The sequence below is a fragment of the Acidaminococcus sp. AM05-11 genome (assembly GCF_003472805.1).
GTDB classification, from domain to species: Bacteria; Bacillota; Negativicutes; order Acidaminococcales; family Acidaminococcaceae; genus Acidaminococcus; species Acidaminococcus hominis.
Map to the genome: position 1 here is coordinate 1 of NZ_QRMX01000039.1, position 14,182 is coordinate 14,182.

The 14,182-nt window shown below is 52.9% G+C and carries 14 protein-coding genes; 10 read left to right on the forward strand and 4 right to left on the reverse strand.

Annotated features, from left to right (window positions below):
* Positions 1 to 1,711: 1,711 nt before the first annotated feature.
* Positions 1,712 to 1,999, reverse strand: a complete 288-nt coding sequence (locus DW089_RS10475) for an HNH endonuclease (RefSeq protein WP_199614900.1) — start codon at positions 1,997 to 1,999, stop codon at positions 1,712 to 1,714.
* A gap of 179 nt (positions 2,000 to 2,178) precedes the next feature.
* Between DW089_RS10475 and DW089_RS10480 the strand changes: the two genes are divergently transcribed.
* Positions 2,179 to 2,403, forward strand: coding sequence for a hypothetical protein (locus DW089_RS10480; RefSeq protein ID WP_105325351.1), 225 nt, complete (start codon positions 2,179 to 2,181; stop codon positions 2,401 to 2,403).
* 163 nt (positions 2,404 to 2,566) lie between these two features.
* Here the strand turns inward: DW089_RS10480 and DW089_RS10485 are convergent, their stop codons facing one another.
* Positions 2,567 to 3,442, reverse strand: a complete 876-nt coding sequence (locus tag DW089_RS10485) for a LysR family transcriptional regulator (RefSeq protein WP_158572368.1) — start codon at positions 3,440 to 3,442, stop codon at positions 2,567 to 2,569.
* A gap of 152 nt (positions 3,443 to 3,594) precedes the next feature.
* Between DW089_RS10485 and DW089_RS10490 the strand changes: the two genes are divergently transcribed.
* The 3 genes from DW089_RS10490 to DW089_RS10500 are packed head-to-tail and all read left to right on the forward strand — an operon-like array spanning position 3,595 to position 5,684.
* Positions 3,595 to 4,575 (forward strand): alpha/beta hydrolase, encoded by a 981-nt coding sequence (locus DW089_RS10490; RefSeq protein WP_105325353.1) that lies wholly within the window; start codon positions 3,595 to 3,597, stop codon positions 4,573 to 4,575.
* Positions 4,576 to 4,592: 17 nt separating this feature from the next.
* Positions 4,593 to 5,441, forward strand: a complete 849-nt coding sequence (locus DW089_RS10495) for an aldo/keto reductase (RefSeq protein ID WP_118287257.1) — start codon at positions 4,593 to 4,595, stop codon at positions 5,439 to 5,441.
* A gap of 15 nt (positions 5,442 to 5,456) precedes the next feature.
* Entirely contained in the window at positions 5,457 to 5,684 is a 228-nt protein-coding gene (locus tag DW089_RS10500; protein ID WP_105325355.1) for a tautomerase family protein, read from the forward strand.
* A 1,088-nt stretch (positions 5,685 to 6,772) separates the two neighbouring features.
* Here the strand turns inward: DW089_RS10500 and DW089_RS10505 are convergent.
* Complete coding sequence (locus DW089_RS10505; RefSeq protein WP_105325356.1) at positions 6,773 to 7,405, reverse strand: TetR/AcrR family transcriptional regulator; 633 nt, start codon at positions 7,403 to 7,405, stop codon at positions 6,773 to 6,775.
* Positions 7,406 to 7,557: 152 nt separating this feature from the next.
* Between DW089_RS10505 and DW089_RS10510 the strand changes: the two genes are divergently transcribed.
* The gene (locus DW089_RS10510; RefSeq protein WP_105325357.1) at positions 7,558 to 8,442 is read left to right on the forward strand and encodes a LysR family transcriptional regulator; all 885 of its coding nucleotides are present in this window, start codon (positions 7,558 to 7,560) and stop codon (positions 8,440 to 8,442) included.
* A gap of 1,116 nt (positions 8,443 to 9,558) precedes the next feature.
* Here DW089_RS10510 and DW089_RS10515 read toward each other — a convergent pair.
* Positions 9,559 to 10,464, reverse strand: a complete 906-nt coding sequence (locus tag DW089_RS10515; protein WP_105325358.1) for a LysR family transcriptional regulator — start codon at positions 10,462 to 10,464, stop codon at positions 9,559 to 9,561.
* A 209-nt stretch (positions 10,465 to 10,673) separates the two neighbouring features.
* On the opposite strand from DW089_RS10515, the gene DW089_RS10520 reads away from it, so the two are divergent.
* From DW089_RS10520 to DW089_RS10540, 5 genes are all read left to right on the forward strand, one after another.
* Positions 10,674 to 11,168, forward strand: a complete 495-nt coding sequence (locus tag DW089_RS10520) for a flavodoxin (protein WP_105325359.1) — start codon at positions 10,674 to 10,676, stop codon at positions 11,166 to 11,168.
* The gene (locus DW089_RS10525) at positions 11,165 to 11,386 is read left to right on the forward strand and encodes a hypothetical protein (protein WP_105325360.1); all 222 of its coding nucleotides are present in this window, start codon (positions 11,165 to 11,167) and stop codon (positions 11,384 to 11,386) included. Before DW089_RS10520 ends, DW089_RS10525 begins: the two co-directional genes overlap by 4 nt.
* Positions 11,383 to 11,805 (forward strand): cupin domain-containing protein, encoded by a 423-nt coding sequence (locus DW089_RS10530; protein ID WP_105325361.1) that lies wholly within the window; start codon positions 11,383 to 11,385, stop codon positions 11,803 to 11,805. The genes DW089_RS10525 and DW089_RS10530 overlap by 4 nt, the downstream gene beginning before the upstream one ends.
* 194 nt (positions 11,806 to 11,999) lie before the next feature.
* On the forward strand, positions 12,000 to 12,833 hold the full coding sequence (locus DW089_RS10535; RefSeq protein ID WP_118287258.1) for an SDR family oxidoreductase: 834 nt from the start codon (positions 12,000 to 12,002) through the stop codon (positions 12,831 to 12,833).
* 15 nt (positions 12,834 to 12,848) lie between these two features.
* Positions 12,849 to 14,009 carry an iron-containing alcohol dehydrogenase gene (locus tag DW089_RS10540; protein WP_105325362.1) on the forward strand — a complete coding sequence of 387 codons (1,161 nt, stop codon included), beginning with the start codon at positions 12,849 to 12,851 and terminating at the stop codon, positions 14,007 to 14,009.
* The last annotated feature ends 173 nt before the right edge of the window (positions 14,010 to 14,182 follow it).

Genomic DNA, 14,182 nt, shown 5'->3' on the forward strand with positions numbered 1-14,182 from the left:
TCACTCAGGGGTTTTTCTTATATGAAAAACAATAACCCAGCCCTTCCCGGGGATTGGGCTGGGTTGTCTATTATCTGGGGGCAGCGGTTAAACGCACTGCTAGCGATTCACTGGAGGTGCGGGCCAAATGGGATGTTGCGGCCGGAGGCCGCTGTGCCTTATCCGCACAACTTCTGGAGGTCCTGGCTTTGAACCCCAACCTGGCCACGCTTTGTTCTTGGGGCGTGGCCTTTCCTTCCCCTTCTCCTGTTCGCGCAACGCAGCGAACAGGTAAGTGGAAGGTAGCGGCCTTTGGCCGAAATGCTGGGAAAGGTCCGCTGGATGCCGGGTATTGCAGTTTTCATCCAGGTATTAGCGGCCACCGGCCGCTTGCCTTCTCCACCCAACAGTGGTCCAAGGTGGGGAAGGTGCCGGTGGAATCACCGGCGGTTGGGGCAATCCAGGTGTTATGGTGTTTCTTGGAGTGTATCTGCATTAGCCTTCCGAACATCTTGGTGTTGAACCCCATCCTTGTTCCGCTTTAATGTTGGGGGCGGAACGTTCCTTCCCCTTCTCCTGTTCGAGCGGAGCTGCGAACAGGTAAGTGGAAGGCAGCGGCCTGAGGCCGCAAAATGCTGAGGTAAACTTCCTCCGTCAGCCCTTGGCTGACACCTACCACACGCTTTGCGCTCACATCCAAGAGCATGTCAGTTTATCAAAATGCTCTTGGCTAATGTGAGCCATGTGATAGCAGCCCCAGAAGCAAGCCCGCAGGGCGCGGCTGATTGGCTAGCTGCGAACCACTGTGGTAGGCTTCCGTGACACTACTGGTCAAGTATAATCCAAAATATAGTACTGATAAGAAGTTGAACCGTGGTGGTTATGCAAGCTTCCTTCAAACGTGAAGGAAGTGTCGCCGGAAGGCGACGATAGAAGTTCATCTAGGCATTGGCGGCCGGAAGCCGCTTGCCTTCTCCACCCAACAGTGGTCCAAGGTGGGGAAGGTGCCGGTGGAATCACCGGCGGTTGGGGCAATCCAGGTGTTATGGTTTTTCTTGGAGTGTATCTGCATTAGCCTTCCGAACATCTTGGTGTTGAACCCCATCCTTGTTCCGCTTTAATGCTGGGGGCGGAACGTTCCTTCCCCTTCTCCTGTTCGAGCGGAGCTGCGAACAGGTAAGTGGAAGGCAGCGGCCTGCGGCCGCAAAACGCTGAGATAAACTTCCTCCGTCAGCCCTTGGCTGACACCTACCACACGCTTGTGGTAGGCTTCCATGAAACCACTGGTCAAGTTAAATCTAAAATATAGTACTGATAAGAAGTTGAATCGTGGTGGTTACGCAAGCTTCCTGCAAGCGTGCAGGAAGTGGCGCCGGTAGGCGCCGATAGAAGTTTAACCAGGTATTAACGGCCTACGGCCGAAATGCCGGAATAAACTTCCTCCGTCAGCCCTTGGCTGACACCTACACACGCTTGTGGCAGGCTTCCATGAAACCATTGGTCAAGTTAAATCTAAAATATAGTACTGATAAGAAATTGAACCATGGTGGTTACGCAAGCTTCCTGCAAGCGTGTAGGAAGTGGCGCCGGTGGGCGCCGATAGAAGTTTAACTCAACCATTTGCGGCCACCGGCGGCGGGGGTCTTCCGGGTATCTTTTTTTTGAACTCCAGCTTTATTCCCTTTTAGCACTGGGCGTGGACTGTTCCTCCGCCAGCATCATTATCTACCCCTTATTTCCCCAGATCCCGTTTGGCAAGCTCAATTCTGCGGCTGACCAAATCGGGGACGGTGTCGGACAGACTGGCGCCTTTGGAGCGGTTGCAGTGTTTGCAGATGCACTGGAGGTTGCCTCTGGTGTTGTTGCCGCCGTATTTTTGGGGGATAATATGGTCGATGTCCATATCTCCTTTTCTAAAATGTCTGCCGCATTTTTTGCACACGTACCAGCCGTGATTGGAGTCCACGTCTTCGAAGGCTCTGTCCCGATAGCGGCGATCGTTGTTGGTTTCTTTGCTCACGGCTTCTTTGAATGAATCAAAAAATCCCATTTTTTTCTCCTTTCAAATTTCCCCTACAACTGGAATTTTTATAATACTTTTGTTACTATTATAGATAACGAAATCTGAATGTTCAAGAGGTGTCCTGTCAGGGGCAGGGCGGTAATACCTGCTTGAACGGAAATGGGAGGAAATGACAGATGGGCTTTTGGAGTGCAGTAGGTTCTGTGGCCGGTACAGTAGTGCGGGAAGCAGCGGATAGTCTGGAAAGAAAGCAGCAGCGGATTCAGGACTATATGGACCGGTACGACTATTATGATGATGAGCGACTAATCCAGATTTACCGGGACGAGCATGCCGGCTACGAAAGACGGACCGCAGCCGCACGTCTGCTGAAGCAGCGGGGCTACGGCCGGCAGGGGTAAGGGACTTGCTGGCCGGGGAAGTGCATTGCTGCGCGGGCATTCAAAAAAGCAAATATGATGACATCGGCAATTCGCAAAGCTCGGAGGCTTAGGATATGCACGCAAAAGGCTGGGACCTATGGGTCCTGGTCTTTTTTTATAGGCCGGCGGTTTTTCTCTTGTTTTAGGCTTGTATTTGCTTTTGTAGGTTGGTCAGGAAGGCTTGGTTCAATCTTGTCAGGGTTTGGCCTGTTTTCCAGATGAGTTTTACGCCAAGGGTTTTTAGGGCTTTCAGAGGGACAAAGGCAAATTCTGCTAATTCCTGGTATTCGGCTTTATCCAGGGTGATGGCGATGCCGATGCCGGAGCGTACCATGGCCAGCATATTATAGTTCATATCGTAATAACCGGCCACACGTATGCCTGGGACGTAGTGGTTCAGGTATTTGCTTAAATCGGATATAACGTCAAGCTGCTGGGGCAGCAGGACGCGGCGGTGCCTCAGGTCCGCGGCAACCAATTCGGGTTTGGCGGCCAGGGGGTCTTTTGCGGGGACTACGGCGCCCCAGTGATTGGTATAGGGCAATTCCAGTGATTCGTAGGGGGACAGGTTGTCGTTGGTCCAGACTACGCCAAAATCCAACAGGCCCAGATCGATGTCACGGAAAATCTTGTCGGAAGCCAGGGTCTGGTAGTCCAGTTTGACGCCCGAATGGTGTTCAATCAAGGGGAGGAGGGCGGAGAGAATCAAGGCATTGACGGCGCCTTCGCCGATGCCGATTCTCAGGGTGCCTGACAGGGATTGGCCTGCCAGGATTTTTTGCTGGGTGTCTTGGGTGAGCCGCAGGATTTCCTGTGCCCGCCGGTAGAGAAAATTGCCATCTTCGGTCAGGGAGATTTCTCTGCGCCCGCGCTGGAACAGGGTGACGCCCAGTTCTTGCTCCAGGTCCATAATCTGCCGGGAGAGGGTGGACTGGGAGATATGCAGCAGCTGGGCTGCTCTGGTAATGCTTTTCTGCTGGACAATGGCAATATAGTATTCTAAAACTCTGATTTCCATAGGAAGGTCCTTTCTACCGTTTTTCTTTAGTGTACCATGACTATTATACATGGTAAAGCATCGAATATAACTGTTTTACATTCTATCGGTCAGCTAATACAATGGAACCATAGAACGTGAAAGAAAATGGTACTGTCCGAAAGGAGTTTGCAATGAATTTAAACACCAAGTATAAAGCAAAATTAACGGAGCAGCTGATGCTGACCCAGGAGTGGGACAAGACTTTCCCCAAAAGCGAACAGGTGGACCAGGCAAAGGTGCAATTCGTGAATCGTTTTGGGATTACTTTGGCGGGGGATTTGTATATGCCCAAGGGGGCTGCGGCAGGGCTGCCGGCGCTGGCGGTGGTGGGCCCCTACGGCGCCGTCAAGGAACAGTCCGGCGGGTATTATGCCCAGAAACTGGCGGAGCGGGGGTTTGTTACCCTGGTTTTTGATCCGTCGTTTACCGGGGAATCCGGCGGCAAGGTGAGAAATATTTCAGCGCCGGATATCAATCTGGAGGATTTTGCCTCTGCCATTGATTATCTGGAAGCCTTGGAGGTGGTGGATAGCAGCCGCATTGGCGTGCTGGGAGTCTGCGGCTGGGGCTGCTATACTTTTCCCCTGGCTGCCATAGATACCCGGGTGAAGGCCGTTGTCAGCGCCACTATGGGGGTATTTGATACGTTCACTAGCGGCAAGGAGCGGCTGGCAGGCCGTCGGGCCTTAAATGAAATTCGCAGCAGACAGGCCCAGGGGGAGGCGGTACCGGTACTGATTACGGTGCCTGACATTACGGTGGATTCCCCAGATTATATGAAAGACTATTATGGTTATTACCGCACGGCTCGGGGTTATCACAAGCGCTCGGTAAATTCTGGTTGCGGTTGGAATCCTACGACTTTCCTGAGCCACTATACCAACGACATTTACGCCTACGCTGACGAAGTGACCCAGCCCTGTCTTTTGGTCCATGGGGACCAGGCCTGGTCCTATCAGCAGTCGGTGAAGATGCTGAAACGACTGACCCAGGCGGCCAGCAAGGAGCTGGTTACCGTAAAGGGGGCCACCCACTGTGACCTTTATGACGGCGGGGACAATGACTATATTCCCTTTGACCGGATTGAAGAATTCCTGAAGCAGAATTTATAGCGGGGAGAGGAGAGCGTATGGAATATAAAGTATTGGCCAACGGCGTGAAGCTGCCCATGGTGGGTTTTGGGGTTTTTCAGGTGGATGAACAGGTTTGTGAACAGGCAGTACTCGATGCCCTGGAAACCGGGTATCGCCATATCGATACGGCCGCAACGTATCTGAACGAGGCGGCTGTAGGCCGGGCCATTGCCAGCAGCGGTATCAAACGGGAAGACCTTTTTATCACCACCAAACTCTGGGTGCAGGACCACGGGTACGAGAATACCAAACGGGCCTTTGCCAAGAGCTTGCAGAAATTAGGGCTGGAGTATTTGGATTTATATCTGATTCACAAGCCCTATGGGGATTATTACGGCGCCTGGCGAGCGCTGGAAGACCTGTACAAGGAAGGCTTAATCCGGGCAATTGGGGTCACCAGTTTCTCCAGTGAGCGCCTGCAGGACCTGTTCCTGCACAATGAGATTAAGCCCATGGTCAATCAGATTGAAACAAATGTCTGGTTCCAAAGAAAGGCGGAAGAAGCGTTTCTGAAGAAGGAAGGCATTGCCCAGGAAGCTTGGGCACCTTTTGCAGAAGGAAAGAACCAGGTATTCCAACAGCCGGTACTCAAGGCAATCGGCAGCAAGTATAACAAAACCGTGGGGCAGGTGATGCTCCGCTGGCTGCTGCAGAGAGGAGTGTCCGTAATTCCGAAAACGGTGAAGAAGGAACGGATGCGGGAGAATCTGGACGTATTCGATTTTGCACTTTCTGACGAAGACCTGCGTGCCATTGCGGCGCTGGATACTGGAAAAAGCACGATTCTTGATGACCAGGATCTGGAAACGGCCAAATGGGTGGGTACTGTCACCTATGATTTATAAAAGGAGGGCAATCATATGCCGTATATTGCAGTGAAAGCATTTCCCAAAGACGAAGAAACCAAGAGAAAAGTAGTGGAACAGATCAATGAGATTTTCCTGAAGACCTGGGGCTGCCCCCAGGAAGCCATCACCATTTCCCTGGAGGAGGTTGCACCGGCGGAATGGAATGAGAAAGTGCGGGAGCCGGAAATACTGCCCAAGCAAAAACATATGCTGATTTTGGATGGGGAAAAGAAGTATTGAGAAGGCTGCGGGGAGAGAATGTCGTATTCCAGAGAACCCCCTGAGAAATAGCTTAGCATTCCAGCTGCGGCCAACTGATTTTAGTCCTATAGGGAAAACTCCCTGAGCGAAAATGCTCAGGGAGTTTTTTTTATGCCAGATTTGAAAATCCCACGCTATACATAGGGTTCTGGTAAGCTTTTACTATACTAAAAAATCCTCCTTCAGTAAAATGAAGATGGCTACCAACCACTTCATTTCGGAAGGAGGATGTCCTAAATGGATATTTCAAGTTTAGCACATACAACATAGCGGTATAAATATCATATTTTTTTGCACCTAAATACAGACGCCTGGTGATTAGGCCAAATCTGTAAGGGGCCGCAGCGGTATTGGCGCTGACTGCGGAGTGTAGTACTGTGGGAACCCCATCCTGGCCGCGCTTTACTCTTGGGGCGCGGCCTTTCCTTCCCCTTCTACAGTGCGCGATGCGGCGCACTGTTAAGGGGAAGGCAAATGGCCGGGGGCCGAAATGATAGGGCTGAACTTCAACCCTCACAAAAAAACGACTTGCGAACTGTTGGGCTCGCAAGTCGTTTTGGATGTTCTTTATAACCGTATCTTAATAAACTTCCTCAGTCAGTCCTGCGGACTGACGGCCCCTACACGCTTGCAGGGGCCAGTCTTAGGCCTATACGAGTCATGTGCATAACGGGTATAGCAAGGCAACATAATTCGTAAATACCGGCACTATCCTGGTCTCTCACTTGACCAGTAGCGGTATAGAATGCTTCCTGAGTGGTTCGCCGTGCTCCGTTCTCCTTCGTCCTGCGGGTTCGGCTCACGGACGGCTATCACATAGGTCGCATATACCAAATGTCCTCGGGAAAATGCATTGACATTTGGATGCGACCGTAAAGCGTGTAGGAAGTGGCACCGGTAGGTGCCGATAGAAGTTTTATTATTTCACATACAGTGCGCGGAGCGGCGCACTGTTAAGGGGAAGGCAAATGGCCGGGGGGCCGAAATGATAGGGTTGAACCTCAACCCTCACAAAAAACGACTTGCGAACTGTTGGGCTCGCAAGTCGTTTTGGGTTTTTCTTATATTTATTCGTCGTCTTCGTCTATATCTGCGTTTGGTAGGGTATTTTCTCCCGTAATGGTCAGGTGTTCTTTTTCGGCGCTGTGGACGCCTTCCAAGAAGACCAGGATGGCCAGGTTGTAGCTTTCTTCGATATCTACGGTAAAGTAGGTGAAGTAGCCTGCGCGTTCTTGGTTGATGAAGCCGTGCAGGATGGCCCGGAATACTCTCTGGAGGTGTTTCATGCGGTTTTCTTCCAGGGAGAAGGTCTTCAATACTTTGACCACGGGTTCGGTGACCATGGAAACGGCGGTTTGGAGGATTTCGTTTTCCGAGGTGGGGATTTCCATAATCAGGGCATACAGGGCATGGTGCTTTTTGGCAAATTTCCGGTAGGCCTGGGCCAGGGCTATGACGGCTTCGTCCCGTTCTTTCCGGCCGATGGCCTGCATCATTTTGGTATGCTGGGTGTTCAGGGCATACAGTCCTACCTCGGTGATCAGGGCATCCAGGTTATCATAATGCTTGTACAGGGAGGCGGTTTTCACGCCCAGGGTGTCCGCCAGCAGTTTCATGGTGAATCCTTTGATTCCGGTGTCTTCAATAATCTTAATGGCGTTTTGCAGGATAATTCCTTTTGTCAGGCCTTTATGATACATGATGCTCCCCTCCTTAGGCAGGCTTTTTCTTTTATTCTAATGCTAAGAGGGATAACTTGTCAAATTTTCTCAAAATTGCAGTTTTGTCTTCCTAAAATTGTTCCATACGCTATATAATATGGTTATAATTATTATTGTCAGGAGGCGCTCCTATGGAACTACGCACTCTTCAATATTTTTTGGCCATTGCCCAGGAAGAAAATATGACCCGGGCGGCGGCTCAGCTGCACGTTTCTCAGCCGTCCTTGTCCCGGCAGCTGGCTCAGTTGGAACGGCAGTACAAGGTGCAGCTATTTATACGGGATAAGCATCGGCTGATTCTTACGGATGCTGGGCGGCTGCTGCGGCGGCGGGCCCAGGAGATGCTGCTTCTGGCGGACAAGGCGGAGCAGGAGCTATTGGGGAATCATTTGGTAGCGGGAAATATCAGTTTTGGCTGCGGGGAAACCAAGAATGTGGCGGTGCTGTCCCAGCATATGGCGGCGTTTGGCCGGATACATCCAGAGGTGACGTTTTCGCTATTTACCTTGATTGCTGACGAGGTAAAAGACCGGCTGGCCAATGGGACCTTGGATTTTGGCCTGGTGCTGGAGCCGGTGGATATCAGCACCTACAATTATCTTCAGTATCCTATTCCGGAGTCCTGGTGCGTGCTGGTGCGGAAGGATTGCCCGCTGGCGGCCAAAGAGGTGGTAACGCCGGAGGATCTGATAGGGTATCCTCTGATTATGGCTCAGCGCCGTTCGGTGCGCAACGAACTGGAGCATTGGTTCGGCCCTGCTTTTCCTCAGGTGCATATTTGGGTCACCAGCAATCTGTCCTACAGCAATCGGTCCCTGATGGTGAAAAATGGCCTGGGGGTGGCACTGGCCCACGAATTTGAGGGCATGGATCCGGAGCTGCGGCAGATTCCGCTCTCTCCGGGGTTGATAGACCAGACGTACCTGGTGTGGAACAAGTACCAGGAATTGTCTCCGGCGGTGGGGGCTTTTGTGGATTATGCCCGGCAGCAGTTGGAAGGGACGGGAGATGAATAGGGGCGGTAGCCCTAAAGCTTTTAGGCGTATAAGCAAAGGTGCGGTGAGAAAGGAAACTTTTTGAGTTAGAGTTGCACTATGCTTGGTAAAACTTCCTCAGTCATCCCTGCGGGCTGACAGCCCCTTAGTGGTTCGCCGTATTCCAGTCATTTTCGTCTTTCAGACTCAATTCCTGGACGGCTATCGCATGGCTCGCGTGTACCAAACAGCTTCTAGAATATCTGTGACGCTGTTTGGACGCGACCGCAACGCTTGAAGGGGCCGGTCTTAGGCCCATACTGGTCATGTGCTAAATGGGGTTAGTGCAGGAATGTAGGTGGTTGCCCCATCCTGCAATGCCTGCGGCATTGCTTCCTTCCCCGCCTTGGAATGTTGTTGGGCGGAGAAGGCAGGCGGCCGGGGGCCGCTAATACCATGGGTGGGCCCTTCGGCGGTTGGTGCGGTCTGCAAACTTCCTGGTGATGGTGCGGAGAATCCTCGCTCAGTCCTTTTTTAATATCTGTGCGGTCGGCAGGGGCTAGTACTGATGCAGGGTTTTGAGAAGCAATCACAGAAAATTTGCCCGTGGGCAAATTTTTGCTGGAGAAAACTCGGTACCGGATTTTTGGTCGTGCGGTCGGCGGAGTGTAGTGCGGGGCCGAATTATAAACTTCCTCAGTCATCCCTGCGGGCTGACAGCCCCTTCACGTTTGAAGGGGCCGGTCTTAGGCCCATACTGGTCATGTGCGAAACGAGTATAGGAAAAGAAGTCATAGTACGTAGAGAAGTGCAATAACCCTCTTTGTCATTTGACCAGTAGGTGAATGGAATGCTTTCTGAGTGGTTCGCCGTGCTCCGTCCTCCTTCACCCTGGGGGCTTGCTTCTTGGGCTGCTATCACATGGCTCGCGTGTACCAAACAGCTTCTAGAATATCTGTGACGCTGTTTGGACGCGACCGCAACGCTTGAAGGAGGCATACAAGGCCTCAACTGGTCAACTATTGGTTGAATTGTAGCATTAGTATCGATAAGCTGTGAAACTATGATTGGTTTGAAGGGACCTAATAAGGAAGAAACGGATGGTTTTGGCTCTGCAATTGGCAGGGTCAGAATCATCCGTTTTTGTTTAGGTTTGCTTTATTCTTTTTTGCTGTTTTCCTGCTGGCACAGGGCTTTCAGGCTGTCCAAGAACAGCTGGCTGGTTTTGGACAGGAGGCGGTATTTTTTCCAGACGACTACGGCGTGGATTTCCATGGGGGGATCCAGGGGGATGAATTTCATTCCGGGGTCGTACTGGGAGGGGAGGTCGCCTACGCAAAAGGCGTTGGCGACCTGGGCTTTTACCAGGTGGGAGGCGTTGCCCAGCAGGTCATTGCGGCCTACAATATTCAGGTCATCGGCGCTGAGCTGGCCTCTAGCCCAGCGGACCAGGTCGAAATTCCGGGTTTTGTACCGGGCGGGGTAGAGCAGGGGCATATTCTTCAGGTCCTCGGGGGTGATTTTATCCAACTTGGACCAGGGGCTGCCCTGCCAGGTAAAGATGCCCATACGGTCGCAGCCTGGCAGCCGGAGGGATTCGTATTTGGTAATATTGATGGGTTCCAGGAGCACGCCAAAATCAAACAGGCCGTGTTCCAGTTTTTCTTCGATGGTATCGGCATTGCCGGTGGAAAATTCACAGGTAATGGCCGGGTACTGCTGGTGGAGCTGGCTGAACAGCTGGGCAATCCAGTGCATCAGGTGGGTTTCTCCTGCTCCGATGCGGATGCAGCCGTTGATTTCTACTTCATCGTTTTTCAGTTCTTCTTCTGTCTGGGACACCAGGGACAGAATTTCTTCCGCTCGCTGGCGCAGGTGCATACCTTCCTCGGTGAGAATGGTGCTGCGGTTGCTGCGGATGAAGAGCTGTTTGCCCAGTTCCCGTTCCAGGTCGGCAATCTGCCGGGACAGGGTGGGCTGGGTTACGTGGAGCACATTGGCGGCTTCCGTTATATTTTCTTCCCGGGCAACGGCCAGGAAATAATATAGGGTACGTAGTTCCATATCTTCACCTTCTATAAAGAGTTCACTGTTTTCTTATATTGTACTTGTTTTAGGGCGGAAACACAATACGCAAATTGTATACTGAAAAGTGCAGAATAAGCATTTTACATCATTTTGCCCACTTGGTATCATGATAGGGAAGAAACGCTGCCTTTTGCAAAGCAGCAGTATCTGGCCCCCGGGGGCCAGCTTCAGGGAGAAGAAAATCTATGAAAAAGCTGTTGATTGTATATTATTCCTGGTCCTGCGGGAACACCAAGCGGATTGCAGAGCTGCTGCAAAAGGAAACGGGCGGAGCGCTGCAGCGGCTGGAAACAGTAGTGCCCTATGAGGGTTCTTATAATGACGTGGTGGCCCAGGGCCAAAGGGAAGTGAACCGGCATTACCAGCCGGCCTTGAAACCGCTGGAAAAGGATCCTAAGGACTATGATATTATTGTGCTGGGTACGCCTACCTGGTGGTATACCATGGCGCCGGCCATGAGCACGTTCCTGGCGGAGCATTCCCTGGCAGGAAAAACGGTGGTGCCCTTCAGTACCCACGGGGGCTGGCCGGGACACGCCATTAAAGACCTGGAAGGGGCGGCCAAGGGGGCCAAGTGCCTGCTGCCTAAGGAAGTGCAGTTTGACTCCACCGGCGGGGATCAATTGATCACCCCGGAGAAGGAACTGGAGGCCTGGTGCAGGGAGGTGGCGGCGCTGTGACGCAGGAATGGGATAAGGTCCGGCAGAATCTGGCGGACGCCGGGTGCCCGGACTCTTTTGTGGCCACCTATCAGGTGCTGGAAAACACGGAGGAAAAGATTTCCTCTCTGCGCCGGTACCGGCGGGAACTATTGGGAAAAATCCATGACGAACAGAAAAAACTGGACTGCCTGGATTATCTGATTTATACCTTACAGAAAGAAGGAAAAACAGAATGACAACTTTGGAAGACATCAAGAAGGAAAGCCCCTTTGCTATGGGGGGAGAGAATGTGGATTATGCCAAGTTTTTTGACGGCACCAGCTATTTGAATATGCTGTCCCTGAAGCAAGTGGTGGTGGGCAACGTGACTTTTGAACCGGGCTGCCGGAACCATTGGCACATCCATCACGCCACCAAGGGCGGCGGCCAGATTCTGCTGGTAACCGCTGGCCGGGGCTATTACCAGGAATGGGGCAAGCCGGCCCAGGAACTGAAACCGGGCGATGTGGTGAATATTCCTGCCGGGGTGAAGCATTGGCACGGGGCTGCTCCTGACTCTGCTTTCCAGCATCTGGCCATTGAAGTGCCGGGAGAAGGCACCAGCAATGAATGGTGCGAGGCTGTGGATGAAGAGGAATATAAGAAGTTGAAATAAGAATTGAATAAAATCCTGACTGGGGAAGTGGTCTCCAGTCAGGATTTTTTAAATCAGGATTTTTGGTTTAGGATTAAGCATTAGAAAAACTTATCAAATACGCCGGAAAGTCGAATTGCTCCTGGGAATTCTGCTTTATATAATTAAGGCAAGAATACAAAGGGAAGCAGGATTCCCAGAAGGAGTATAGAATGATGGATAAAGAAGTAATGCTTGTGACCGGCGCTGGACAGATTAGCATGGCCATTGCCCGGAGAGTGGGGTATGGCAAGAAAATCGTCATGGGCGACAAAAATATAGAAAATGCCAAGGCCATTGCCCAGATTGTGAACGGGGCGGGGTATGACGTGGAGGTGCTGGAGATGGACCTGTCTTCCCGGGAGTCCATCCGGCGGCTGATTGCCAAGGGGCAGGAGTATGGGCCCATTACCCGGCTGGTGAATGGGGCGGGGGTATCGCCCTCCCAGGCACCTATTGAAGCCATCCTGAAAGTGGATTTGTACGGCACGGCGGTGCTTCTCGAGGAAGTGGGCAAGGTGATTGCTCCTGGGGGCTGCGGGGTGACCATTTCCAGCCAATCGGGCTGGCGGATGCCCCAGCTGACGCCGGAGGAGGACCGGGCTCTGGCCACGGCCCCCACGGAAGAACTGCTGCAGTTGGACCTGCTCCAGCCGGGCAATATCCGGGATACGCTGCACGCCTACCAGCTGGCCAAGCGCTGCAACGAAAAGCGGGTTATGGGACAGGCGGTGGAATGGGGGAAACGGGGCGCCCGGATTAACGCCATTGCTCCGGGGATTATTGTGACGCCTTTGGCCCTGGATGAATTTAACGGGCCCCGGGGAGATTTCTATAAGAATATGTTTGCCAAGTGCCCGGCAGGCCGCCCGGGGACTGCGGACGAAGTGGCCAATGTGGCCGAGCTGTTGCTGAGTGAACGGGCTGCCTTTATTACGGGGTCCACTTTTTTGATGGACGGGGGCGCTACGGCTTCCTATTATTACGGACCCTTGCAGCCGAAAGCTTAAAAAGGAGAGGATAGCATGAATGCTTTTACGTATCAATACAATACGAAAGTCCTGTTTGGAGAAGCTTCTGCGGTAAAGAACCTGCCGGCAGAACTGGCCAAGGTGGGGAAGACGGTGCTTTTGGCCTACGGCGGCGGTTCTATCAAACGGAACGGCATTTACCAGGAACTGCTGGGGCTGCTCCAGCAGGCGGGCAAGCAGGTGGTGGAATTTACGGGTATTATGTCCAACCCTACCTACGCCAAGGTGCAGGAAGGGGCGGCGCTGGCCAGAGACCGGAAGGTGGACTTTATTCTGGCCGTGGGCGGCGGCTCCGTGCTGGACTGCTGCAAGGTGGTATCGGCCCAGGCCAAGCTGGACGGGGACCTGTGGGACTACGAATACAGTGAGAAGAAGGTGCCCACGGAGTTCATTCCCATGGGGGCAGTGGTGACTTCCTTTGGCACTGGGGCAGAAATGAACAACGGGGCGGTCATCACCCACACGGACAAGAAGGTGAAGGGCGCTCTGTGGGGGGCTTTCTACAGCTTTGCAGTGCTGGATCCACTGTACACCAAGACCATGCCCTTTAGTCAGGTGGCTTCTGGGTCTTTTGATTCCCTGAGCCACTGCATGGAAACGTACATGGGTACGCCCCGGAGCACCAACCTGAGCGATGAAATCAACGAGGCCTGCCAGCGCAGCATTATCCGGAACCTGCGGGCCAGCGTGCAAAATCACGAGGATATGCAGGCCAGAAGTGAGCTGCTGTGGGCGGCGGCCATGGCGGAAAACGGTATGCTGAAACTGGGCAAAGTCACGGACTTTCAGGCTCATATGCTGGAACACCAGCTGGGAGCCTACACGGACTGCAACCACGGCCAGGGGCTGGCGGTAATCCACCCGGTGCTGTACCGGCATATGCTGGCAGAAGGGGCGGAGCAGTTTGCCCGGCTGGCGGTGAATGTGTGGGGTGTAGACCCGGCGGGGAAGACCCAGGCTGAATTGGCCCAGGCTTTTGTGGAGGCTCTAGGGGCTTTCATCAAAGAAGTGGGGCTGCCTACCAGTTTTGCCCAAATGGGCATTCCGGCGGACACCGACTGGAAGGCCATTGCGGACAGTACGGTGCTCACCGGCGGCTGCTGCAAGCGGTTTGGAAAGGAAGAGCTGCTGGCGGTGCTGGAGGAGTGTAAGTAAGGTAGTTTGTGCGGTCTGCGGACTTCCTGGCGATGGTGCGGGGAATCCCCGAGCGGTTCGCTGGCCAGAAATGATGGGGTTAAACCTCATCCGTCGCCTTGCGGCGCCACCTTCTCCACCCTGGTGTGCTCCCCGTCAAGTAGACAGTTCCTAATAATATAAACCTCTACGCC